The sequence below is a fragment of the Streptomyces sp. NBC_00237 genome, from assembly GCF_026342435.1.
In the GTDB taxonomy this organism is placed as follows: Bacteria; Actinomycetota; Actinomycetes; order Streptomycetales; family Streptomycetaceae; genus Streptomyces.
This window is the reverse complement of the sequence record NZ_JAPEMT010000001.1, coordinates 2529631-2549761: the sequence shown is the minus strand read 5'-3', so window position 1 is coordinate 2549761 and position 20131 is coordinate 2529631. Positions and strand designations below refer to the sequence as shown.

The 20131-nt window shown below is 71.8% G+C and carries 19 protein-coding genes; 9 read left to right on the top strand and 10 right to left on the bottom strand.

The annotated features are described in order from the left end of the window. Window positions 1-5: 5 nt before the first annotated feature. Window positions 6-506, bottom strand: a complete 501-nt coding sequence (locus OG897_RS11245; RefSeq protein WP_266655335.1) for a MarR family winged helix-turn-helix transcriptional regulator — start codon at window positions 504-506, stop codon at window positions 6-8. A 141-nt stretch (window positions 507-647) separates the two neighbouring features. Between OG897_RS11245 and OG897_RS11240 the strand changes: the two genes are divergently transcribed. Beyond that, window positions 648-1724, top strand: a complete 1077-nt coding sequence (locus OG897_RS11240; protein ID WP_266655333.1) for an alkene reductase — start codon at window positions 648-650, stop codon at window positions 1722-1724. 101 nt (window positions 1725-1825) lie between these two features. Here OG897_RS11240 and thpD read toward each other — a convergent pair whose 3' ends face one another. The 6 genes from thpD to OG897_RS11210 form a co-directional block, all read right to left on the bottom strand. After that, window positions 1826-2740 carry an ectoine hydroxylase gene (gene thpD, locus OG897_RS11235; RefSeq protein ID WP_266655331.1) on the bottom strand — a complete coding sequence of 305 codons (915 nt, stop codon included), beginning with the start codon at window positions 2738-2740 and terminating at the stop codon, window positions 1826-1828. 5 nt (window positions 2741-2745) lie between these two features. Beyond that, window positions 2746-3144: an ectoine synthase gene (locus OG897_RS11230; protein WP_189821483.1), complete on the bottom strand. Its 399-nt coding sequence runs from the start codon at window positions 3142-3144 to the stop codon at window positions 2746-2748. A 73-nt stretch (window positions 3145-3217) separates the two neighbouring features. Next, the gene (gene ectB, locus OG897_RS11225) at window positions 3218-4486 is read right to left on the bottom strand and encodes a diaminobutyrate--2-oxoglutarate transaminase (protein WP_266655328.1); all 1269 of its coding nucleotides are present in this window, start codon (window positions 4484-4486) and stop codon (window positions 3218-3220) included. A 171-nt stretch (window positions 4487-4657) separates the two neighbouring features. Next, window positions 4658-5194 carry a diaminobutyrate acetyltransferase gene (ectA, locus tag OG897_RS11220; RefSeq protein ID WP_266655326.1) on the bottom strand — a complete coding sequence of 179 codons (537 nt, stop codon included), beginning with the start codon at window positions 5192-5194 and terminating at the stop codon, window positions 4658-4660. A 335-nt stretch (window positions 5195-5529) separates the two neighbouring features. Continuing rightward, on the bottom strand, window positions 5530-6654 hold the full coding sequence (locus tag OG897_RS11215; protein ID WP_266655324.1) for an alanine--glyoxylate aminotransferase family protein: 1125 nt from the start codon (window positions 6652-6654) through the stop codon (window positions 5530-5532). Between the two features lie 31 nt (window positions 6655-6685). Then, window positions 6686-7618 carry a LysR family transcriptional regulator gene (locus tag OG897_RS11210; RefSeq protein WP_266655322.1) on the bottom strand — a complete coding sequence of 311 codons (933 nt, stop codon included), beginning with the start codon at window positions 7616-7618 and terminating at the stop codon, window positions 6686-6688. Window positions 7619-7739: 121 nt separating this feature from the next. Here OG897_RS11210 and OG897_RS11205 point away from each other — a divergent pair, with 121 nt between their 5' ends. The 3 genes from OG897_RS11205 to OG897_RS11195 all read left to right on the top strand — a co-directional run bounded on the left by OG897_RS11205 (window position 7740) and on the right by OG897_RS11195 (window position 11451). Next, entirely contained in the window at window positions 7740-9137 is a 1398-nt protein-coding gene (locus tag OG897_RS11205; RefSeq protein WP_266655320.1) for an MFS transporter, read from the top strand. A 33-nt stretch (window positions 9138-9170) separates the two neighbouring features. Further along, the gene (locus OG897_RS11200) at window positions 9171-10268 is read left to right on the top strand and encodes an amidohydrolase family protein (protein ID WP_266655318.1); all 1098 of its coding nucleotides are present in this window, start codon (window positions 9171-9173) and stop codon (window positions 10266-10268) included. Window positions 10269-10569: 301 nt separating this feature from the next. Continuing rightward, window positions 10570-11451: an SCO1860 family LAETG-anchored protein gene (locus OG897_RS11195; RefSeq protein ID WP_266655316.1), complete on the top strand. Its 882-nt coding sequence runs from the start codon at window positions 10570-10572 to the stop codon at window positions 11449-11451. Here OG897_RS11195 and OG897_RS11190 read toward each other — a convergent pair. Continuing rightward, window positions 11448-12542, bottom strand: a complete 1095-nt coding sequence (locus OG897_RS11190; protein ID WP_266655314.1) for an aminotransferase class V-fold PLP-dependent enzyme — start codon at window positions 12540-12542, stop codon at window positions 11448-11450. The two genes, OG897_RS11195 and OG897_RS11190, sit on opposite strands and share 4 nt — an antisense overlap. A 62-nt stretch (window positions 12543-12604) precedes the next feature. Then, window positions 12605-13318 carry a DsbA family oxidoreductase gene (locus OG897_RS11185; protein WP_323188059.1) on the bottom strand — a complete coding sequence of 238 codons (714 nt, stop codon included), beginning with the start codon at window positions 13316-13318 and terminating at the stop codon, window positions 12605-12607. A gap of 221 nt (window positions 13319-13539) precedes the next feature. On the opposite strand from OG897_RS11185, the gene OG897_RS11180 reads away from it, so the two are divergent. The 5 genes from OG897_RS11180 (at window position 13540) to OG897_RS11160 (ending at window position 18662) form a co-directional block, all read left to right on the top strand. Then, complete coding sequence (locus OG897_RS11180) at window positions 13540-14028, top strand: GNAT family N-acetyltransferase (protein WP_266656750.1); 489 nt, start codon at window positions 13540-13542, stop codon at window positions 14026-14028. Window positions 14029-14106: 78 nt separating this feature from the next. Further along, complete coding sequence (locus tag OG897_RS11175; RefSeq protein WP_266655310.1) at window positions 14107-15078, top strand: hypothetical protein; 972 nt, start codon at window positions 14107-14109, stop codon at window positions 15076-15078. Then, window positions 15075-16400, top strand: a complete 1326-nt coding sequence (locus tag OG897_RS11170; protein ID WP_266655308.1) for a sensor histidine kinase — start codon at window positions 15075-15077, stop codon at window positions 16398-16400. The genes OG897_RS11175 and OG897_RS11170 overlap by 4 nt, the downstream gene beginning before the upstream one ends. Beyond that, window positions 16397-17086: a response regulator transcription factor gene (locus OG897_RS11165; protein WP_266655306.1), complete on the top strand. Its 690-nt coding sequence runs from the start codon at window positions 16397-16399 to the stop codon at window positions 17084-17086. The genes OG897_RS11170 and OG897_RS11165 overlap by 4 nt, the downstream gene beginning before the upstream one ends. A gap of 115 nt (window positions 17087-17201) precedes the next feature. Then, window positions 17202-18662: a penicillin-binding protein 2 gene (locus tag OG897_RS11160; RefSeq protein ID WP_266655304.1), complete on the top strand. Its 1461-nt coding sequence runs from the start codon at window positions 17202-17204 to the stop codon at window positions 18660-18662. A gap of 91 nt (window positions 18663-18753) precedes the next feature. On the opposite strand, the gene OG897_RS11155 is transcribed toward OG897_RS11160, so the two are convergent. Next, window positions 18754-20103: a S28 family serine protease gene (locus OG897_RS11155; RefSeq protein WP_266655302.1), complete on the bottom strand. Its 1350-nt coding sequence runs from the start codon at window positions 20101-20103 to the stop codon at window positions 18754-18756. Window positions 20104-20131: the final 28 nt, after the last annotated feature.

Below are 20131 nucleotides of genomic sequence, written 5' to 3'. Positions count from 1 at the left end.
CAGGATCAGCCGCACTCCCCCGCCATCGGCGGGACGGGCGGGACCGCCTCGGGGCAGAGGTTGTGCTCGACCTTGGCGAGGAGACGCGTCAGGGAGGCGCGTTCGTCCGCCTCCAGCCCCGCCAGGGTCCGCGCCTCCAGTTCGCCCCACGCCTCCATGACCTTGTCCCGCAGCCCGCAGCCCTGTTCGGTCGCCTCGACCAGTGAGGCACGCCTGTCCGCCGGGTCCGGGCGGCGGCGGACGTGGCCCGCCTGTTCCAGGCGCTGGAGGGACTTGGTGACCGTGGAGGGGTCGAGGCCCACGGCTTTGATCAGCTCCGACTGGCGCACCGGGCCCGCCTCCCACAGGTGCATCATCACGAACTCCTGCCCCGGGTAGAGACCGAGGCACCGCAGCACCTTCCCCGCAGCGATCCGGTGCAGCCTCGCCACCACCGACAGGGAGTAGCTGACCGGGCCACCCGGGAAGGGCACGGTGTCGGGACAGGCGGGGCCGTCGGGGTGCATGGGAAGTCCTCGTCATCGTCACGGTCACGGTCGCGGTCGGAAAGTTCTCACCACTTTAACTTGGTCGGCCAAGTAATGAGCTACAGTGACGTCGTCGGTATTACTTGGCCGACCAATAAACACTCCTGGGGGGCTACCGCCATGTCCAGCACCGCCTTCACCTCGTACGACCTCTCCGGCACCACCCTCGCCAACCGCATCGCCCTGGCCCCGATGACCCGCAGCCGCGCCGGTGCGGGCGGCGTGCCGACCGAGCTGGTCGCGGAGTACTACGCACAGCGCGCCTCCGCCGGGCTCATCGTCACCGAGGGGGTCCAGCCGTCCGTCGTCGGCCAGGGGTACCCCTTCACGCCCGGCCTGCACAGCGAGGAGCAGGTCGCCGGGTGGCGCAAGGTCACCGACGCCGTGCACGCCGACGGCGGCGTGATCTTCGCCCAGCTCATGCACGGCGGCAGGATCGGGCACCCGAGCCTGCTGCCGGACGGGCTGACCCCGGTCGCGCCCTCCGCCGTCGCCCCCGCCGGTCAGCTCTTCACCGGTGCGGGCCTCGTGGACTTCACCGAGCCCCGCGCGCTGACCGCCGACGAGATCCGCGAGACGGTCCAGGACTACGCGCGCGCCGCCCGCAACGCCGTCGACGCCGGTTTCGACGGAGTCGAACTCCACGGCGCCAACGGCTACTTGATCCACCAGTTCCTCTCCGCCAACGCCAACCTCCGGACCGACGAGTGGGGCGGCGACACCGTCGACAACCGCATCCGGTTCGCCGTCGAGACCGTCCGGGCCGTCGTCGCCGAGATCGGCGCGGGCCGGACCGCGATCCGCCTCTCCCCCGGCAACGCGTACAACGACATCACCGAGACCGACGTCCCCCGGACGTACGAGGCGCTGGTCGACGCCCTCTCGCCGCTGGGCCTCGCCTATCTGCACGTCACCGAGGCGACCGACGCGTTCCGCGCGCTCACCCCGGTGCTGCGGGCGAAGTTCGACGGGGCCTTCGTGCTCAACCCGTTCACGGACGGGCCGACCGACCACCGGGCGCTCGGGCTCATCGACGAGGGGGCGGCGGACGTGCTCGCGTTCGGCGCGCTGTTCCTCGCCAACCCGGACCTGCCCGCCCGGCTCGCCACCGAGGGCCCGTACAACACCCCTGACCCGGCCACCTTCTTCGGCGGCGACGAGAAGGGCTTCACGGACTATCCCGCACTGAACAAGTAGTCCCGCAAACGACGTCGTGGGGCCGGTCCTCCCCAGAGGACCGGCCCCACGACGCACGACCAGAGCCGAACGAGCAAACCAAACAGAACGAGCAGAACGAGCTACCGCACCGGCGTGAAGTCCCCCGCCCCGATGAAGTCGGGACGCCGGACCGGGGCCGCGAAGGGCTCCACCGCCGTGTTCTCCACGCTGTTGAACACGATGAAGACGTTGCTGCGGGCGTACGGGGTGATGTTGTCGCCCGAGCCGTGCATGCAGTTGCAGTCGAACCAGGTCGCCGACCCGGCCCGGCCCGTGAAGAGCCTGATGCCGTGCGCGTCGGCCATCCGGGTCAGCGCCGCGTCGGACGGGGTGCCCGCGTCCTGCATCTGGAGCGACTTCTTGTAGTTGTCCCTCGGCGTCTCGCCCGCGCAGCCCAGGAAGTGCTTGTGCGAGCCGGGCATGATCATCAGCCCGCCGTTGGTGTCCAGGTTCTCGGTCAGGGCGATCGAGACGGACACGGTCCGCATGTTCGCGAGGCCGTCCTCGGCGTGCCAGGTCTCGAAGTCCGAGTGCCAGTAGAAGCCGGAAGCGCCGAAGCCGGGCTTGACGTTGATCCGGGACTGGTGGACGTAGACGTCCGAGCCGAGGATCTGGCGGGCCCGGCCCACCACCCGCGGGTCGCGCACCAGCTGGGCGAAGACCGTGCTCAGCTTGTGGACCTCGAAGACCGACCTGACGTCCTGCGACTGCGGCTCGATGATGGAGCGCTCGTCGGAACGTACCGCCGGGTCGGTGACCAGTCGGTCCAACTCGGCCCGGTACAGGGCGACTTCCTCGTCCGTGATCAGCTGGTCGACGGTGAGGAATCCGTCCCGCTCGAAGCCGGACAGGTCCTGCGCGCCGATCGGCCCCCCGGCGCCGGGCGCCGACCAGACCACCGGGTCCTGGCGGGGCGTGGTGACCTCGACGGCTCCGCGCGTGGGGTAGAGATCTCCGGTGGCGGAGCCCGCGGGGTTCGTCAGTACGTCAGTCATACGGCTCAGACCTCCTCGGTCAGCAGCGGGTAGACGCCGTTCTCGTCATGGTCCTCCCGTCCGGTCACGGGCGGGTTGAACACGCACACGCACCGGAAGTCGGTCTTCGGGCGCATGGTGTGGCGCTCGTGTCCGTCCAGCAGGTACATGGTGCCGGGCTCGATCCAGTGGGTCTCGCCCGTCTCGTCGTTGGTGAGCTCCGCCTCGCCCTCGACGCACAGCACGGCCTCGATGTGGTTCGCGTACCACATCTGGGTCTCCGTACCCGCGTAGAGCGTCGTCTCGTGCAGGGAGAAGCCGACCTTCTCCTTGGCGAGCACGATGCGCTTGCTCTCCCAGGTGCCGGTCTTCGCCTTCACATGGCGGTCGGTTCCTTCGATGTCCTTGAACGAGCGGACAATCACGGTGACGTGGACCCTTCTCTCGCGTGAGTACGTACGGCGTGCGTACGTACGGAATGTGTGGGGTGACGAGGCGTCAGGCGGTCTCGCGGACCGCGCGCGCCAGGATGCGCAGCCCCTCGTCGAGTTCGTCGGCCGGGATGGTGAGGGCCGGGAGGAGCTTCACGACCTCGCTCTGCGGGCCCGAGGTCTCCAGGAGCATGCCGAGTTCGAAGGCGCGGCGGCACACGGCGGTGGCGCGGTCCTTGTCGGTGAACTCGATGCCCCAGACCAGCCCGCGGCCCCGGAAGCTGACGCCCGCCTCGGCGTTCTCGTCGGCGATGGCGAGCAGCGCTCGCTCGACCAGCTCGCCGCGCGCCAGGGTCTGCTTCTCCATCTGGCCGTCGGCCCAGTAGGCGTCGAGGGCGGCGGCGGCCGTCACGAAGGCGGGGTTGTTGCCCCGGAAGGTGCCGTTGTGCTCGCCCGGCTCCCAGACGTCCAGCTCCGGCTTGAACAGGCAGAGCGACATGGGCAGGCCGTAGCCGCTGATCGACTTGGAGAGGGTGACGATGTCCGGCGTGATGCCCGCCTCCTCGAAGGAGAAGAACGCGCCGGTACGGCCGCAGCCCATCTGGATGTCGTCGACGATCAGCAGCATGTCCTGGCGGTGGCACAGGTCCTGGAGGGCGCGCAGCCACTCGGCGCGGGCGACGTTGATGCCGCCCTCGCCCTGGACCGTCTCGACGATCACGGCGGCGGGCTTGTTGAGGCCCGAGCCCTGGTCCTCCAGGAGGCGCTCGAACCACAGGAAGTCCGGGACCTGGCCGTCGAAGTAGTTGTCGAACGGCATCGGCGTGCCGTGGACGAGGGGGATGCCCGCCCCGGCGCGCTTGAAGGCGTTGCCGGTGACCGCCAGCGAGCCGAGCGACATGCCGTGGAAGGCGTTGGTGAAGGACACGACCGACTCGCGGCCCTTGACCTTGCGGGCCAGCTTCAGCGCGGACTCGACGGCGTTGGTGCCCGTCGGGCCCGGGAACATCACCTTGTACGGGAGGTCGCGGGGCCGCAGGATCACGTTCTGGAAGGTCTCCAGGAACGCACGCTTGGCGGTCGTCGCCATGTCGAGGCCGTGGGTGACCCCGTCGCGCTCGATGTAGTCGATCAGGGCGCGTTTGAGGACCGGGTTGTTGTGCCCGTAGTTGAGGGAGCCCGCACCCGCGAAGAAGTCCAGGTAGGTGTGGCCGTCCTCGTCGTACATGCGCGAGCCCTGCGCACGGTCGAACACGGCGGGCCAGCTGCGGCAGTAGCTGCGGACCTCGGACTCAAGGGTTTCGAAGACGCTGAGGGCGGGGGGTGTGATGGTCACTGCGGTCTCCTGGGATGGGGAGAGGGCGGGTGTACGAAGAAGGAGTTCAGGGGGTCCCGGAGCGGACGCACGTCCGGCGGGACGGCGCGCGACGGTGCGCGGACGGCTCAGGCCACGGGCACGGGGGTGCGCGGACGGCTCACGCCACGGGCGCGACGGTGCGCGGACGGCTCAGGGCGCGACCGGCGTGATCCGGTACAGCACCTCGGGCAGGTGGCTCTCGCCCGTTTCGGCCGGGAACACGCCCTCGTCGAAGAGGACTTCGCGGCTCACGGTCGCGCCGCGGCGCTCCGCGTACGAGGTGAACAACCGGTCGGACGGGACGTTGTCCGGGGTGATCGTCGTCTCGACGGTGCTGATGCCGTGGCTGGCGGCGACCTTCAGGGTCAGCGCGTCCAGCAGGGTCCCGGCCAGCCCGCGACCGCGGTGCTCGTCGTCGACCGCGACCTGCCAGACGACCAGCGTCTCGGGGCGCTCCGGGCGGACGTAGCCGGTGATGAAGGCGATCGGGTCGCCGCCGGGCCGGTCGCGGGCGACCACCGAGGTCGTCGCGAAGTCGCGACACCACAGGAGGTAGCTGTACGAGGAGTTCAGGTCCAGGACCTGGGAGTCGCGGGCAATGCGCCAGATCGCAGCTCCGTCCTCCACTCGTGGGCTGTCGATCTCCAAAACTGACGTGGTTACTGGGTCTGCTTGTGCGGCAGTCATGTCGGTGAAATTTACCGAGGGAATTCAAAAAATGCATGGAGGGACGGGGTTGGCCAAAAGCGCCGAATATGTTATCGCGCGAGCGCGAGGCGGCGGTGAACCGGTCGCAAATGAAGCCGATTTGCCCGGTAATTTCCGGGCAAATCGCCTTGCGTGTGGGGTCGGTCACACGTGCGAAACACCCGCGAACCCCTGTCGAAACCTTGGCGTTTAACCTTCTTGATCGCGGGCATAAGAAAACGGGAAGCTGCGGTGAATAAGCAGCTTCCCGTTTTCTGTGAACTTCTTTGAATTACGGGGAATGCGCCGTAATCCCATCACCCATTGCTGGTGAATTATTCGCCCGGCCAGGTTTCCGTCACGGCACTCCGGGCAGAAGCGGTCTCCACGCCCGGAGCGCCGAGCTCCTCCAGCGCACCGGCCAGCGCCTCCAGCGAGGCGAGCACCGCCCCGCGCGTGGCGTCCGCGCCGTAGTGGTTGACCCGGATCATCTCCTTGGCGAGCGCGCCCCCGCCCGCGATCAGCGGTGCCGAAGGGGCGAGGGCCAGGGCCTTCGCGACGACCTCGGACGCGTCGAGCCCGCCGGTCACGCGCAGCGTGGTGGCGACGGGGGCCGCGTCCCGGGCCTCGTGCACGAACGGCTCGATCCCGCCGCCGAGCGCGAGGGCACCCGCCCGCGTCGCGGCGGCGGCCCGGGCGTGCCGCGCCATGACGGCGTCGAGGCCCTCCGCCTCGATGCGGTCGAGGCACGCCTCCAGCGCGAGCATCTCCAGCTGAGCGGGGGCGAACATCAGCGCCTTGCGTCCGCCGTCGATCCAGCGCGCCTTCCAGTCCAGGAGCGAGAGGTACGAGGCGCGGGGCGCGTCCGGGTTGGCGGCGAAGCGCTCCCAGGCGCGGGCGCTCACGGAGACGGCGGACACCCCGGCGGGGCCGCCCATCGCCTTCTGCGCGCCGATGACGCACAGGTCGACGCCCCACGCGTCGGGGCGCACCGGCTCCGCGCCGACCGAGGCGACGGCGTCCAGGTAGAACAACGCGCCGTGGGCGCGCACCACTTCGCCGATCGAAGCGACCGGGTTGGTGTTGCCGGTCGCGGCCTCGGCGTGCACCAGCGACACGAAGCCGATCTCGGGGTGGGCGGCGAGCGCCTCGCGCACCGCGTCGGCGGTGACCGCCGTCTGGAAGGGCACCGCGAGGTCGTGGACGGTCGCGCCGCAGTCGCGCAGCCAGTTGCCGAAGGTCTGTCCGTAGGGACCGGTGACGATGTTCAGCGCGTGCGAGCCGCGCGGTGCGCCCGCCCGGATGCACGCCTCCAGGGGCAGCAAAGCCTCGCCCTGCATGATCACGACGTCCTGCCCGGTGCCGAGGAAGGCGGCGACCTTGGCGTCGATGCGCGCGACGTCCTCGGCGGTGAGGGCGGGCAGGTCCAGCAGGTTCGGCTTCAGCGGAGGCTGTGTCACGGCGGCGCTCTCTTCGGATCAGTGTTCGGCCTTACCCGGCCGAGGGTAGTCCCCCCTTCCGGACCCGGGCGTGTGCCTGTCCGCTGAGCCGCTCGACGGCCGCCCGCAGCCACCGGTGCGCCGGGTCGGCGTCCACCCGCAGGTGCCATGCCTGCGCGGACTCCGCCTCCGGCAGGTCGAGCGGGATGTCCAGGGCGACCAGCCCCATCTCCCGTACGGCGTGCACGGCGTACCCGGACGGCACCAGCGCGAGCACGTCCGCGCCGAGCGCCATGAAGCAGGCCGCGCCGTACGTGGGCACGGTCGCGCGGACGTCCCGGGTGAGCCCGAGCGCGCGCAGCCGGTCGTCGACGACGCTGTGGGCGCGGCCGTGCCGGGAGACGGTGACGTGCGGGACCGCCGCGAACTCCTCGACGCCGAGCGGCCGTCGGGCGAAGGGAGCGCTCTTCCTGGCCACCGCCGTGTAGCTGCCGCTGCCCAGCGGGCTGCTGCGCACGTCGGGCGGCAGCGGGGGCAGCACCCCGACGTCGAGGTCGACCCGGTCGCGCAGGTCGGCGGGGTCCTCGTCACCCTCGGGCAGCAGGCGCAGCCGTACCCCGGGGGCCGCTTCGGCGGCGTACGCCACGAGCCCGGAGCCGACCGACACGCAGAAGGCGTCACTGCACCGGATGGTGAACTCCCGCTCCAGCGTGTCCAGTTCGAGGGGCAGTGGCGGCTGGAGGGCCGCCGACGCCGCCTCCAGCGCGGCCCGTACGCCCGGCCGCATGGCCCGCGCGGCAGGGGTCAGCACGAGCCCCCGCCCGGCCGGCACGAGCAGGGCGTCGCCCACCACCCGGCGCAGCCGGCCCAGCGTGCGGCTCATCGCGGAGGCGGAGACCCGCATCTCGGCGGCGGCCCCGGCGACGCTGCCGGTGCGCAGGAGGGCGTCCAGGGCGGGGAGGAGGTTCAGGTCCGGGAGCTGCATGGAACGCAATCCTAGGTTGCTCATTCGGAACTTGTGGTCAGCAGTCACGGAGCCGACGATGGACATCTCCCGACGGCCGCGGGGACATCCGCCTCTTCCTCACTCCTCCCTTCGGAGAGTCATGATCGACGCACGTCAACGCAGCATCGCGCTCCTCGTCGCGGGCTGCTTCTTCATGGAGAACCTGGACGGCACCCTGGTGTCGACGGCCGCTCCCGACATCGCCGCCTCCCTGCACACCACCCCCGCCACCGTCGGTCTCCTGGTCACCGCGTACCTGGTGACGCTGGCCGTCCTCATACCGCTCAGCGGCTGGCTGACCGTACGGCTGGGGGCCCGGCGCGTCCTGCTCGGCGCGATCACCGTCTTCACGCTCGCCTCGCTGGGGTGCGCGCTGGCCACCGACGTGGGGCAGCTCGTCGCGCTGCGGGTCCTCCAGGGGGCGGGCGGCGCGATGATGGTGCCGGTCGGACGCCTGGTCGTGCTGGGCGGGGCGGCGAAGCCCGACATTCCGCGCCTGGTGGCGTTCATCGTGTGGCCCGCGCTGATCGCGCCGGTGATCGCCCCGCTCCTGGGCGGTCTCCTCACCACGTACGCGAACTGGCGCTGGCTCTTTCTGATCAACGTGCCGCTCGGGCTGCTCGCCCTCCTGGTGACGCGCCGTCTGATCCCGGCGGGCGGACGCGGCACTCCCCCGCCGCTGGACCTCGCCGGAACGGTCCTGGTCTGTGCGGGCCTCGGCGGGATCACCTGGGCCGCGCACCTGGTGTCGGAGCCGGTGGGCCCGTGGGGCACGACCGTGGCGGTGGCGGCGGCCTCCGCGCTGGCCCTGCTCTTGGTCGTACGCCATCTGCTGCGCACCCGGCACCCCCTGATCGACCTGCGGACCCTGCGCGTGGCCACCTTCCGGGCGTCGGTCACGGGCGGCTCGCTCTTCTGGATCGTGGTCGGGGCGGTGCCCTTCCTGCTGCCGCTCCTCTTCCAGGACGTGTTCGGGTGGAGTGCGGTGAAGTCGGGGGCGGTGGTCCTCTTCGTCTTCGTCGGCAACATCGGGATCAAGCCGTCGACGACGTGGCTGCTGCACCGTTTCGGCTTCCGGACGCTGCTGGTGGTGGCGACCGTGGGTCTGGCCGCGACGACCGCCGCCTGCGGCTTCCTGACGGCGGACACCCCGGTCGCCGTGATCGCCGCACTCGCCGTGCTGAGCGGGGCGGCCCGCTCCCTCGGCCTGACCTGTTACATGACGATCTCGTTCGGCGACGTGCCGCCGGAGCGGATGCGGGACGCCAACACTCTTTCCGCGACGAGTCAGCAGCTGATGGCGGGCCTCGGCGTCGCGGTCGGCGTGCTGGCACTGCGGGCGGGCGGCGCGGTGAGCGCGGAGGCCGCGTACCCGGTCGCCTTCGGGCTGCTGGCCGTGGTGGCGCTGGCCGCGACGGCGGGGGCGCTGCGGCTGGGCGGGGACGCGGGCCGGGCGGTGCTGGGCGGGCGCGAGAAGGCCGCCGTCGCAGCGGACTGAGGGGCAGGGGCGGGGGCTCGTACAGTGCTGGGCATGAGCGATCACGAGGTGCTGCACGTGAAGGGCCGGGTACTGGCCGGACCCGACGACGTACGCGACGAACTCTGGGCGGTGGACGGCCGGATCACGTACGAACGCCCGCCTTCCGCGACGGAGTTGACCACGGTCACGGGCTGGGTGATGCCCGGGCTGGTCGACGCGCACTGCCATGTCGGGCTCGACCGGCACGGTGCGGTGGACGCCGGGACCAGCGAGAAGCAGGCGCTGACCGACCGGGACGCGGGCACGCTGCTGATCCGGGACGCGGGGTCGGCGGCGGACACCCGCTGGATCGACGACCGGGACGACCTCCCGAAGATCATCCGGGCGGGCCGCCACATCGCCCGCACCCGCCGCTACATCCGCAATTACGCGCACGAGATCGAGCCAGGCGACCTGGTCGCGTACGTCGCGAGGGAGGCCCGCCGCAGTGACGGCTGGGTGAAGCTCGTCGGCGACTGGATCGACCGCGAGGCGGGCGACCTGACCCCCTGCTGGCCGCGCGGCGAGGTCGAGGCGGCGATCGCGGAGGCGCACCGCCTAGGCGCGCGGGTGACGGCGCACTGCTTCGCCGAGGACTCCCTGCGCGACCTGGTCGAGGCCGGGATCGACTGCGTCGAGCACGCGACGGGCCTGACCGAGGACACCGTCCCGCTCTTCGCCGAGCGGGGCGTGGCCATCGTCCCGACCCTGGTCAACATCGCGACGTTCCCGCACCTCGCGGACGGCGGCGAGGCCAAGTTCCCGCGCTGGTCGGCGCACATGCGGGAGCTGCACGCGCGCCGGTACGACACGGTGCGCGCCGCGTACGACGCGGGCATCCCGGTCTTCGTCGGCACGGACGCGGGCGGCTCCCTCGCCCACGGGCTGGTGGCGCAGGAGGTGGCGGAGCTGGTGAAGGCGGGCATCCCGCCCCGGGACGCGCTCGGCGCCACGGCGTGGGCGGCGAGGGAGTGGCTGGGCCGCCCGGGGCTGGCGGAGGGCGCTCCGGCGGACCTGGTGGTGTACGAGGCGGATCCTCGGGCGGACGTACGGGTGCTGGGCGCGCCCCGGCACGTGGTGGTGAACGGGCGCGTACTGAGCGGGCGTTGACGCGCCGGTGACGCGGGGACGTCCGCTGTCGTTGTACGCCCTCATGAACTCCTGGGCGCTCCCCCACTCGGGGGTGACGGGCACCTCAGCGCCGAACTCCCGTACCCAACACGACACTTCGGCCCGAACGCACTCCCGAGAACAACCCGTTGGAGTGAACTCACGCTCTGCGCCTCCCCCTTCACCCTCCGTGCGTAAAGATTCCCCTGTCTCGGTCGCCCGACCGCGGCCTCCCCGGTGTCCCCCGTGACGGACGGCCGCCGGTCGGGCGACGTCATTCACTTGTGGGGGTTCCACCGCCTTGAACAGCTCTCTCTTCCGCATGCCCGCGTTCGGTCCCGTCGCCGGGGCGGTGACGCTGCTGGCCCTGACGGCGGGCCCCGCGCAGGCCACCGACCACCCCTCGGAGAAGGGGACCGCCCAAGCCTCCGTGCTGAAGGCGGGCCTGGAGGTCTCGCTCCTCAACAAGACGCTGCACGTGCCGGTGACGACGTCCCTGAATGAGGTACGGGCCCCGGGGAGCGCGGCGCGGACGGCGCTGACGGTCACCGTCGACGGGGTGAACCAGGGGCAGCCGGTGTCGATGCTGCGGGCGGAGGTGGCGAAGGCGGCGGCGGACGTACAGGCGGAACGGGCGGAGGCGCGGGCGGAGTTGGCGCGCGCGAAGGTGCACGTCCCGGGCCTGCCCCTGCTCTCCCTCATCGAGGTCGAGAAGGTCACCTCGCGCTCCTCGTGCGTGGCGGGCGCGCGCCCGGAGGCGGAGGCGAACGCGCTGGGGCGGGTGACCGTACTGGGCAAGCGGGTGACGCTGACGGCGGGCGGCCCGACCCGGGTGCGGGTCCCGGCGGTGGGCGAGGTGTCCCTGACCCTCTCGAAGACGCACACGACGACCCGGGAGGCGGCTGCGGCGGCGCTGGAGCTGAAGGTGTCGGTGAACCCGCTGAAGCTGAACGTGGCGGAGGTGGAGGGCGTGGTGACGCTGGCGTCGACGGCCTGCACGGTGCCGAACGTGCAGACGCTGAAGTCGCCGCCGTCCGAGGCCCCGCTGCCGCAGACGGTGACGGCGGACCCGGTCAACCTGGCGGAGACCGGCGGCAGTTCGACGACGCCGTACCTGGTGGGCGGGGGCCTCCTGCTCCTGGCGGCGGGCGGGGTGGCCGTGGCACGGGGCCGGAGGGGCTAGCGGGCCCCCTGCCCGAGCACCGCGAGTACCCGCTGCACGTCCCCCACCCGGTTGTACAGGTGGAAGGACACCCTCAGGTTCCCCGCCCGCGCGGACACCTTCACCCCGGCCTTCCCCAGGCCCTGTGCCCGCTCTCCCAGCCCCGGCACGGCCACCACCGCCGACCCCGGCGCGGGCACCGGAAGGTGCCCGCGCTCAAGGAGCCCCGCCCGCAACCGGTCCGCCAGCGCCACGTTGTGCGCACCCAGCACCCCGACGCCCACCGACTCGACGAGGGCGAGCGACTCCACCGCGGCCTCGTAGCAGAGGAAGGGAACCGACGTGTCGTACCGCCGGGCCGACCGTGCCAGTTCGGCGATCGGCCCGTACGTGCTGTTCCAGATGTCCTCGGCCGCCGACCACCCCGCCTGGACCGGCAGCGTGACCTCCTGGGCCTCCTGCGACACCGTCAGGAAGGACGTCCCGCGCGGGCACAGCAAGTACTTGTACCCCACCGACACCGTGTAGTCGTACGCCCCAGCGTCGACCGTCAGCCACCCCGCCGCCTGCGACAGGTCGGCCAGCGTGCGCGCACCGTGCGCGGCGGCGGCCGCCCGTACCGCCCCGTCGTCGGCGAGGCGGCCGTCCGAGGACTGCACGACCGACCACGCCACCAGTGCGGTCTCCGGCCGCACCTCGGCGGCGAGTTCGTCGAGCGGAACGCAGCGCACCTTCAGATCGGGACGCACCACGAACGGCTGCACCAGCGACGAGAACTCCCCCTCCGGCAGCAGCACTTCCGCCCCCGGAGCCAGCGAGGCCGCCACCACCGACACCTGCGCCGACGCCGAAGCGCCGACGGCGACCCGCTCCGCCGCGACGCCGACCAGGCGTCCGTACGCGGCCCGGGCCCGCTCGACGGACTCGTACGTGCTCGCGTCGGGCCGGACGCCGAGGGCGCACCGCTCGGCGAGCGTCGTGACGGCCTCGACGGTGCGGCGCGGCAGGAGCCCGGCCGAGGAGGTGTTCAGGTACGTGCCGTCGGGCGCGAACTCACCGGCCGCGAGCTCCACGCCGGCGGGGGAAACACTGGAACGGGAAGGAGAGGTCATACGGCAGACTCTGCCCCGCCCCCGGCCCCCCGTCCACAGCGTTTCACCCAACGGCCCCGTGCTCAGGAGCAGTTGCCGTCCACGTCACACGTCTCCCCCTCGGCAGCCCCCGTCGCCCCCGTCACCTGGACCAGCGGGGAGCGCCCCCGCCACGCCTGCTCCAGCGCCTGCGTGAAGACCTCGGAGGGCTGCCCGCCGGACACCCCGTAGCGGCGGTCGAAGACGAAGAACGGCACGCCGTTCGCCCCCAGTTCGGCCGCCTCGCGTTCGTCGTCGCGCACGGCGTCGGCGTACGCGGCCGGGTCGGCCAGCACCGCGCGCACCTCGGCCTCCTCCAGGCCCGCCCGTACCGCGAGGCCCACGAGGACCTCGTCGTCGAAGACGGACTCGGTCTCGGCGAAGTTCGCACGGTAGGCGAGGTCGAGCAGCTCGCTCTGGAGGCCGCGCTCCTTGGCGAGGTGCAGGACGCGGTGGATGTCGAAGGTGGAGCCGCTGTCGCGGCCCTCGGTGACGTAGCCGAGACCCTCGGCGTGCGCGTTGGAGGCGACGGTCTCCTCCATGGCGCGCACCTGCTCGTGGGTGCGGCCGTACTTCTTCGCCAGCAGGTCGACGACGGGGACGACGTCGCCCTTGGCCCGGTTCGGGTCGAGCTCGAAGGAGCGGTGGACGACCTCGACGTCGTCCCGGTGCGCGAAGGCTTCGAGACCCTTCTCGAAACGGGCCTTTCCGACATAACACCAAGGGCAGGCGATGTCCGACCAGATCTCTACGCGCAGGGGGGCGGCGGGCGTGGTCATGATTCTTCTTCTCCCGGTCTCATACAAGTACAAGCGTCAACAAAGGGACAACCCCGCCGCCGCCTTCCTCATTCCCGCCCCACCCGCTCCTCTGTTCGATAATCTGCGGGATCCGCGTCTCGTGCCGTACCGCCCGGAGGAACATCGTGCTTCCGTCGAATCCGCCGCCGCATCTCCCGCCGAACGCCCGGTCCCGGCCCCTGCGGATCTCCCTGCGCGAGGTCCGCGACAGCGACCTCCCCGTCTTCTTCCAGCAGACCAACGACGCCGCCGCCGCCGCGATGGCCGCCTTCACCGCCGAGGACCCCGCCGACCGGGAGCACTTCGCTGCGCACTGGCGGCGCAACCTCAGCGATCCGCGGGTGGTGGCGCTGACCGTGGTGGGCCACGCGGAGGACGGCGAGGAAGTGGTCGTCGGGAACGCGGCCGTGTTCGGACCGCCCGAGGAGCGGGAGATCACGTACTGGATCGGGCGGGAGTACTGGGGCCGGGGGCTGGCCACCCAGGCACTGCGAGCCCTCCTGGAACGGGTGCCCGACCGGCCGCTGTACGGGCGGGCCGCGGCCGACAACAGCGGGTCGATCCGGGTCATGGAGAAGTGCGGCTTCGTGCTCTCGCACCGGGAGAAGGGGTACGCGAACGCGCGCGGCGCGCGGATCGAGGAAGCCGTCTTCACCCTCTCCTCCTGAACGGTCTCCCCCGCCCGGGGGAGACGGTTCCGCCAGCAGCAGGACGTGCGGGAACGGCCGGGACGGGAGCGTGGAGGCATGACCTCGACACCGCTCGCCCCGACCGGCCGCGCCGTACCGGCCCACCGGCCCGCCTCCACGACCCGCCGCGTCCTGCGCGTCCTGTCGGCCGTCGCCTGCCTGCCGTACCTCGCGATCAAGATCACCTGGATCGCGGGCGGCCGGCTCGGCATCCCCGACGGCAGCGCACTGCTCGACAACCGGGCCCTGATGATCATCGCCAACTCCGCGACCGTCCTGATGGACGCCGGCGTGATCGTGCTGGCGATGCTGCTCACCCAGGCATGGGGGCGGCGGGTGCCCGCCGCGCTCCTCGCACTGCCGATGTGGGCGGCGTCCGGGCTGCTCGCCCCGATCATGACGGGCTTCCCGCTGCAACTGGTCTTCGGCGAGTCCGGCGGCGTCGAGGCGGAGGGGCACCCGCCCTTCCTCGACCCGTGGGTGTTCACCGTGGTGTACGGGGGCTTCCTCCTCCAGGGCATCGCCCTGGGCGGGCTGTTCGTCCCGTACGCGAAGGAGCGCTGGGGGCACCTGTGGCAAGGCCCCGTCGCCCGCGCCCCCCGGCCGGGAGCGGCACTGCGCACCCTCGGGATCACGGGCGCCGTACTGGCCCTGGCCTGCGCCGTACCGCACTTCATGACCGCCTTCACCGGGAACGGGGCCGGGGTCGTGGAGCCGGTCACCGTCAACGCCCGCCTGGTCTCCGGCTCGCACGGCGCCTTCGCCCTGGCCGCCTGCGCCGGGCTGCTGATGCTCGCGCTGCGGATCGGCGGCCGTACGCCGCTGAAGGCGGCGCTGGCGATGGCCTGGACGGGGTCGGGGGCGCTCGGCTGCTGGGGCGCGTGGATGCTGGTCACCGGCAACCTCCTCGGCAACCGGGAGCCCGCCCCGCTCCCGGACCTGCTGACCTACGCTGTCCAGGTGATCATCGGTCTCCTCGCCCTGGTGGGCGGCACGCTCCTCTTCGCCCGGCTGAGGCGCGCGGAATGAGCCAACGGCGCCTGTGGGCACGGCTGTTCGGGTGGGCCGCGCGCATCGGCTGGCTCCATCTGGTGGTGGGCGGTGCGCTGTTGATGCCGTTCCACCTGCTGGCGACCGTGGCCGTGGGCCCGTTGACGGGGGGCGACGGCCTCTTCCGCTCGATGTCGGGGCAGCTCTGGGCGTTCGCTGCGGCGCTGCCGCTGGTCGCCGTGTTCGGCCTGCTGGCCCCGGCCCGGCCGCTGTCGGTGGCGACGATCCGTTCGCTGGGGCTGCTGCCGGGCCGTCCTGGCCGGGGCGACGGCTTCCCGGAGGGTCCGGCCAGGACCCGGGCCGCGCGGGTGCGGACCTCGGGGTGGTTCACGCTGCACCTCGCGCTCGGCGGCGTCATCAGCGGGGCTTCGCTGGCGCTGACGCCGTTCGTGGGCCTGCTGATCGCCCTGCCCTTCGTACCCGCCCTGCGGAACGCCGACTGGGGCCTGACGGAGGTCGCCGGGAAGCCCTGGCTCGTGGCGCTCATGCCGCTCGCGGGAGTCCTGGCGTTCCTGCTGCTGGCCGCGGCGAGCGCGGGGGCCTCGGCGCTGCTGGCCCGGTGCGCCCCCGTCCTGCTCGGGCCGACCCCCGCCGACCGTCTCGCGGCGGCCGAGCGCAGGGCCGCCGACCTCGCCGTGCGCAACCGGCTGGCCCGCGAACTGCACGACTCGGTGGGGCACGCACTGAGCGCGGTGACCCTCCAGGCGGGGGCGGCCCGCAAGGTCCTGGACAGCGGGCGCGTCTCGGACGTGGAGTTCGTCCGGGAGGCGCTGGCCGCGATCGAGGACACCACGCGGCGCACGGTCGGCGAACTCGACGCCGTACTCGGGGTGTTGAGACGGGCCGAGGACGCCCCCGAGGGGCAGTCGGACCTCATGGGGCCCACCCTCGGCTCGCTGGAAGGACTGCTCGCCCGCAGCGGCGTCCCGGTGACCCGCACCGGAGACGGGGACGACGCGCTGGCGAAGGTGGCGGACGCGGTGTCCCGGGAGGCGTACCGGATCGTTCAGGAGGGCCTGAGCAACGCGCTGCGGCACGGCGGCGGGCAGCCCGTGGCGCTGGCCGTGCGGCTGAACCATGACGCCGTACGCGGCGAGGAGCTGGAGATCGAGATGGCGAACCCCCTGCCGGAGCGCCCCGCCCCGGTCCGCCCCGGCGGCGGCCGGGGCCTGCGCGGCATGGCCGAGCGGACCGTGCTGCTGGGCGGGCGCACCGAGGCGGGGCCGCACGAGGACGAGGGTGTCTGGCGGATCACCGCCCGGCTGCCGCTCGCCGACGACACCGCAAGAGGCACCCGATGAACACCCCGTCCGCCGCGCAGGCTCCCGACGGGCGGGCTCCCGTCCGCGTCGTCCTCGCCGACGACGAGCGCATGGTCCGCACCGCCCTGCGCGTCATCCTGGACGCCGAACCCGACCTGGAGGTCGTCGGCGAGGCCGCGACCGGCGCGGAAGCCGTGTCCGTGGTGCGCTCCGTGCGCCCCGACGTCGTCCTCATGGACGTACGGATGCCCGAGATCGACGGCATCCGCGCCACCGAGCAGATCCTCGCCACGCTCCCCGACCCGCCCCGCATCGTCGTCGTCACGACCTTCGAGAACGACTCCTACGTGTACGACGCGCTGCGCGCGGGCGCGGCCGGGTTCCTGCTGAAGCGGGCGGCGGCCGAGGACCTGGTGCAGGCGGTGCGCCTGGTGGCCAGGAGCGACAGCCTGCTCTTCCCGGCGGCGGTGCGCTCGCTGGCCGCCGAGCACGGCCGCAGGGAAGCGGCCCCGCCCGCGTGGGCGGCCAGGCTCACCGAGCGGGAGTCGGCGGTCCTGCGGCTGATGGCGAAGGGCCTGACGAACGCGGAGATCGCCGCGTCGCTGGGCTTCGGGGCGGCGACCGCCAAGACCCATGTGGCGGCGGTCCTCGCGAAGACCGGGGCGAGAGACCGGACGCAGGCGGTGATCGTGGCGTACGAGACGGGCTTCATCCAGCCGGGCTGACCCGCCTCCCACGGGACTCCGACCGCACCACACGCCCCTCCCGCACCTGAGAAAAGGATAAGAACCACCACAGAACGGAACTCCCGCCCGATCTCCGTTCGTCCTCCCCCACAGGATGAACAAGACGATCAGGCGCGCCGCCGTGTTCTGTCTGCTCCTCGTCCTCGCGCTGCTGGTGCGGGTGACGTGGGTGCAGGCGTACCAGGGAAAGGCGCTCGCAGACGACAAGCACAACCGGCGGAACGTGATCGCGCAGTACGCGAACCCGCTCGGGAACATCATCGTGGCCGGTTCGCCGGTCACCGGATCGGCGAAGACGTCGGGAGGCGACCTCGCGTACAAGCGCACCTACACCGACGGGCCGCTCTACGCGCCCGTCACCGGCTACACCTCGCAGGTGTACGGATCGACGCAGCTGGAGGGCATCTACGGCAAGGTCCTCGACGGCACGGACGACCGTCTGAAGAACCCCTCCGACCTGCTCCAGGGCAAGGCCACCCGCCCCGGGAACGTCGTCACGACCATCGATCCGGCGGTCCAGAAGGCCGCGTACGAGGCGCTCGGCAAGAAGAAGGGCGCCGTCGTCGCCATCGACCCGAAGACCGGCCGCATCCTCGGCATGGTCTCCACCCCGTCCTACGACCCCTCGACGATCACCGGTTCGCACGACGGCGACGCGTGGAAGAAGCTGACGGCCGGGGACGACGAGGACAAGGCGATGACGAACCGGGCGATGCGCCAGCCGCTGCCGCCCGGCTCCACGTTCAAGCTGGTCGTCGCGTCGGCCGCCCTGGAGGACGGCCTGTACGGCTCGGTGGACACGGCCACGGACAGCCCCGACCCGTACACCCTCCCCGGCACGCGCACGGTCCTGCACAACGAGAACCGGTCCGCGCCGTGCGAGAACGCCACCCTGCGCACCGCCCTCAAGTACTCCTGCAACAACGTCTTCGCGAAGCTCGCCGTGGACCTGGGGCAGGACAAGGTGAAGGCGACGGCGGAGAAGTTCGGCTTCAACACCGACAAGCTGGACGTGCCGGTACGGGCGTACCCGAGCGTGTACCCGAAGGGCATGGACAAGGCGCAGACCGCCCTGACCGGCATCGGCCAGTTCGACGTGACGGCCACCCCGCTCCAGATGGCGATGGTCTCGGCCGCCCTGTCCAACGGCGGCGAGCTGCCCGCCCCGCACATGGTGTCGGAGGTGACGAGCGCGGGCGGTGACGTCTTGGAGAAGCACGAGGACGGCGCGGACGCCAAGCGGGTCGTCTCGGAGCGCACCGCCGAGCAGCTGCGCAGCGCGATGGTGACGGTCGTCGAGGACGGCACGGGCACGAACGCCCGCATCGCGGGGGCTGAGGTCGGCGGCAAGACCGGCACCGCCCAGCACGGCGTGAAGAACAGCAAGACGCCGTACGCCTGGTTCACCTCGTACGCGAAGGACAAGCGGACCGGCAAGGAGGTCGCGGTGGCGGTCCTGATCGAGGACTCGGGCGCGGCCCGCTCCGAGGTCAGCGGAAACGGTCTGGCCGCGCCGGTCGCACAGAAGACGATGAAGGCCGCGCTGGGCGGCTGAACCGCCCCGCACGACGGCCGACGGACCGTGCCCGAGGGAGACGAGTTGAGCGCGGCCTCGTGTGCCGCGCTCAACTCCGTTGCCCAGCGGGCTACTTCACGCCCGCCCAGCGCTTGACCGTCGCCTCCGCCTCAGCGCGCTGCTCCGGGACCAGCTTGGAGATGAGCGCGCCGTGGTTGGTGTTCGGGGCGACGTACAGGTGCGAGTCGCGCTTCGAGGGGCGGTAGCGCTCCGCGCTCCACGGGTCGTTCTGGCCGTACACGAACATCATCTGACGGCCCTTCCTGTTCACCCAGCGGTCGACGTCCTTGGCGTCCCAGCCGCTGTAGCGGGTGCGCATGTCGGCGGGGAGCAGGGAGTTGGGCTGGTAGATGTCCGGGTAGTTGCGGACGTCGCGCAGGTGCTTGAACTTCAGGTCGGCCCAGCCCAGTTGGGCGGCTGCCTGGCGGTAGTACGGGCCGGTTCCGGCGGGGCCCGCGTCGGCGTCGGAGTAGATCGACAGGCCGTGGCCGAGCGACCAGTCGTACAGCTCCTTGTCGGTGGCCTTCTTGGCGTCCGGGACGGTCGGGCAGTCGGTGTACGTGCCGGACTGCCAGAAGTTCCAGACCTGGTCCAGGACGGAGAACTCGTAGGCGCGGTCGGTGGTGCCGAGCTGCTGGAAGGTGAGGCCCTGCTCCTTGGAGGTGGCCTCGAACATCGGCAGGAGCGCCTTCCGGCGGACCAGCATCTCGCGCTGCACGGCGTCCAGCGCGGTGCGGCACTCGGCCGTGCCTACGGTCTTGAAGAAGTCGTCGTAGACCCGGTCGTCGCGGTTGTCGGCATCGTTGGGGGCGACGTACGCGACGACGGCGTCGAGGTCGTCCGGGTAGAAGCGCTCGTGGTAGGTCTGCGTCATGCCGCCCTTGCTGGCGCCCGTGCCCAGCCACTTCGCCGGGTAGATGCGCTTCATGGCCTGCACGATGTTGTGCTCGTCGGCGGCCTGCTGCTGGATGGTGAGCTTGCTCCAGTCGGTCGTGCCCGCCGGGACGGACTTGCCGAAGAAGCGGTGCTCGACGCTGATCTGGTTCGCCCCGAGGAGGGTGGTGATCTCGCGGGTGCCGGAGGAGAGGGTGTAGCCGCCGGTGTAGTGGACCACGGGGGCCGTCTCGGCCTTGTGCCACAGGGTGAACTGCTGCTCGAAGCTGCCGCGCCACGGCTTGTCGTGGTCGATGGGCTGTCTCAGCATGAGCGTGAAGAAGGGGCGGCCCTCCTTCTGGGCCTCCGAGACGATCCGCAGGCCGGGGATCTCCTCCAGCTTCTCGCGGAGGGTGGCGTCCTGGGCGGCGGCCTCCTGGGCGGCGGACGCGCCGCTGGGCGCGGCGCTGGCTGCACTCCCTGCGAGCACGCTGGTGGTTGCTATGAGTCCGGCACAGAACAGGGCGGGAAGTACCTTCGTACGCACGCTGATTCCCCTCGGGCGGCTGGTGACG

Bases quoted from the DNA above. Each gene is read 5' to 3' on its own strand.
- OG897_RS11190 (WP_266655314.1), bottom strand. From the start codon at position 12,542: ATGACCTCTCCTTCCCGTTCCAGTGTTTCCCCCGCCGGCGTGGAGCTC.
- OG897_RS11200 (WP_266655318.1), top strand. From the start codon at position 9,171: ATGAGCGATCACGAGGTGCTGCACGTGAAGGGCCGGGTACTGGCCGGA.
- OG897_RS11175 (WP_266655310.1), top strand. From the start codon at position 14,107: ATGACCTCGACACCGCTCGCCCCGACCGGCCGCGCCGTACCGGCCCAC.
- ectA (WP_266655326.1), bottom strand. From the start codon at position 5,194: ATGACTGCCGCACAAGCAGACCCAGTAACCACGTCAGTTTTGGAGATC.
- OG897_RS11170 (WP_266655308.1), top strand. From the start codon at position 15,075: ATGAGCCAACGGCGCCTGTGGGCACGGCTGTTCGGGTGGGCCGCGCGC.
- OG897_RS11210 (WP_266655322.1), bottom strand. From the start codon at position 7,618: ATGCAGCTCCCGGACCTGAACCTCCTCCCCGCCCTGGACGCCCTCCTG.
- thpD (WP_266655331.1), bottom strand. From the start codon at position 2,740: ATGACTGACGTACTGACGAACCCCGCGGGCTCCGCCACCGGAGATCTC.
- OG897_RS11245 (WP_266655335.1), bottom strand. From the start codon at position 506: ATGCACCCCGACGGCCCCGCCTGTCCCGACACCGTGCCCTTCCCGGGT.
- OG897_RS11205 (WP_266655320.1), top strand. From the start codon at position 7,740: ATGATCGACGCACGTCAACGCAGCATCGCGCTCCTCGTCGCGGGCTGC.
- OG897_RS11160 (WP_266655304.1), top strand. From the start codon at position 17,202: ATGAACAAGACGATCAGGCGCGCCGCCGTGTTCTGTCTGCTCCTCGTC.
- OG897_RS11240 (WP_266655333.1), top strand. From the start codon at position 648: ATGTCCAGCACCGCCTTCACCTCGTACGACCTCTCCGGCACCACCCTC.
- OG897_RS11165 (WP_266655306.1), top strand. From the start codon at position 16,397: ATGAACACCCCGTCCGCCGCGCAGGCTCCCGACGGGCGGGCTCCCGTC.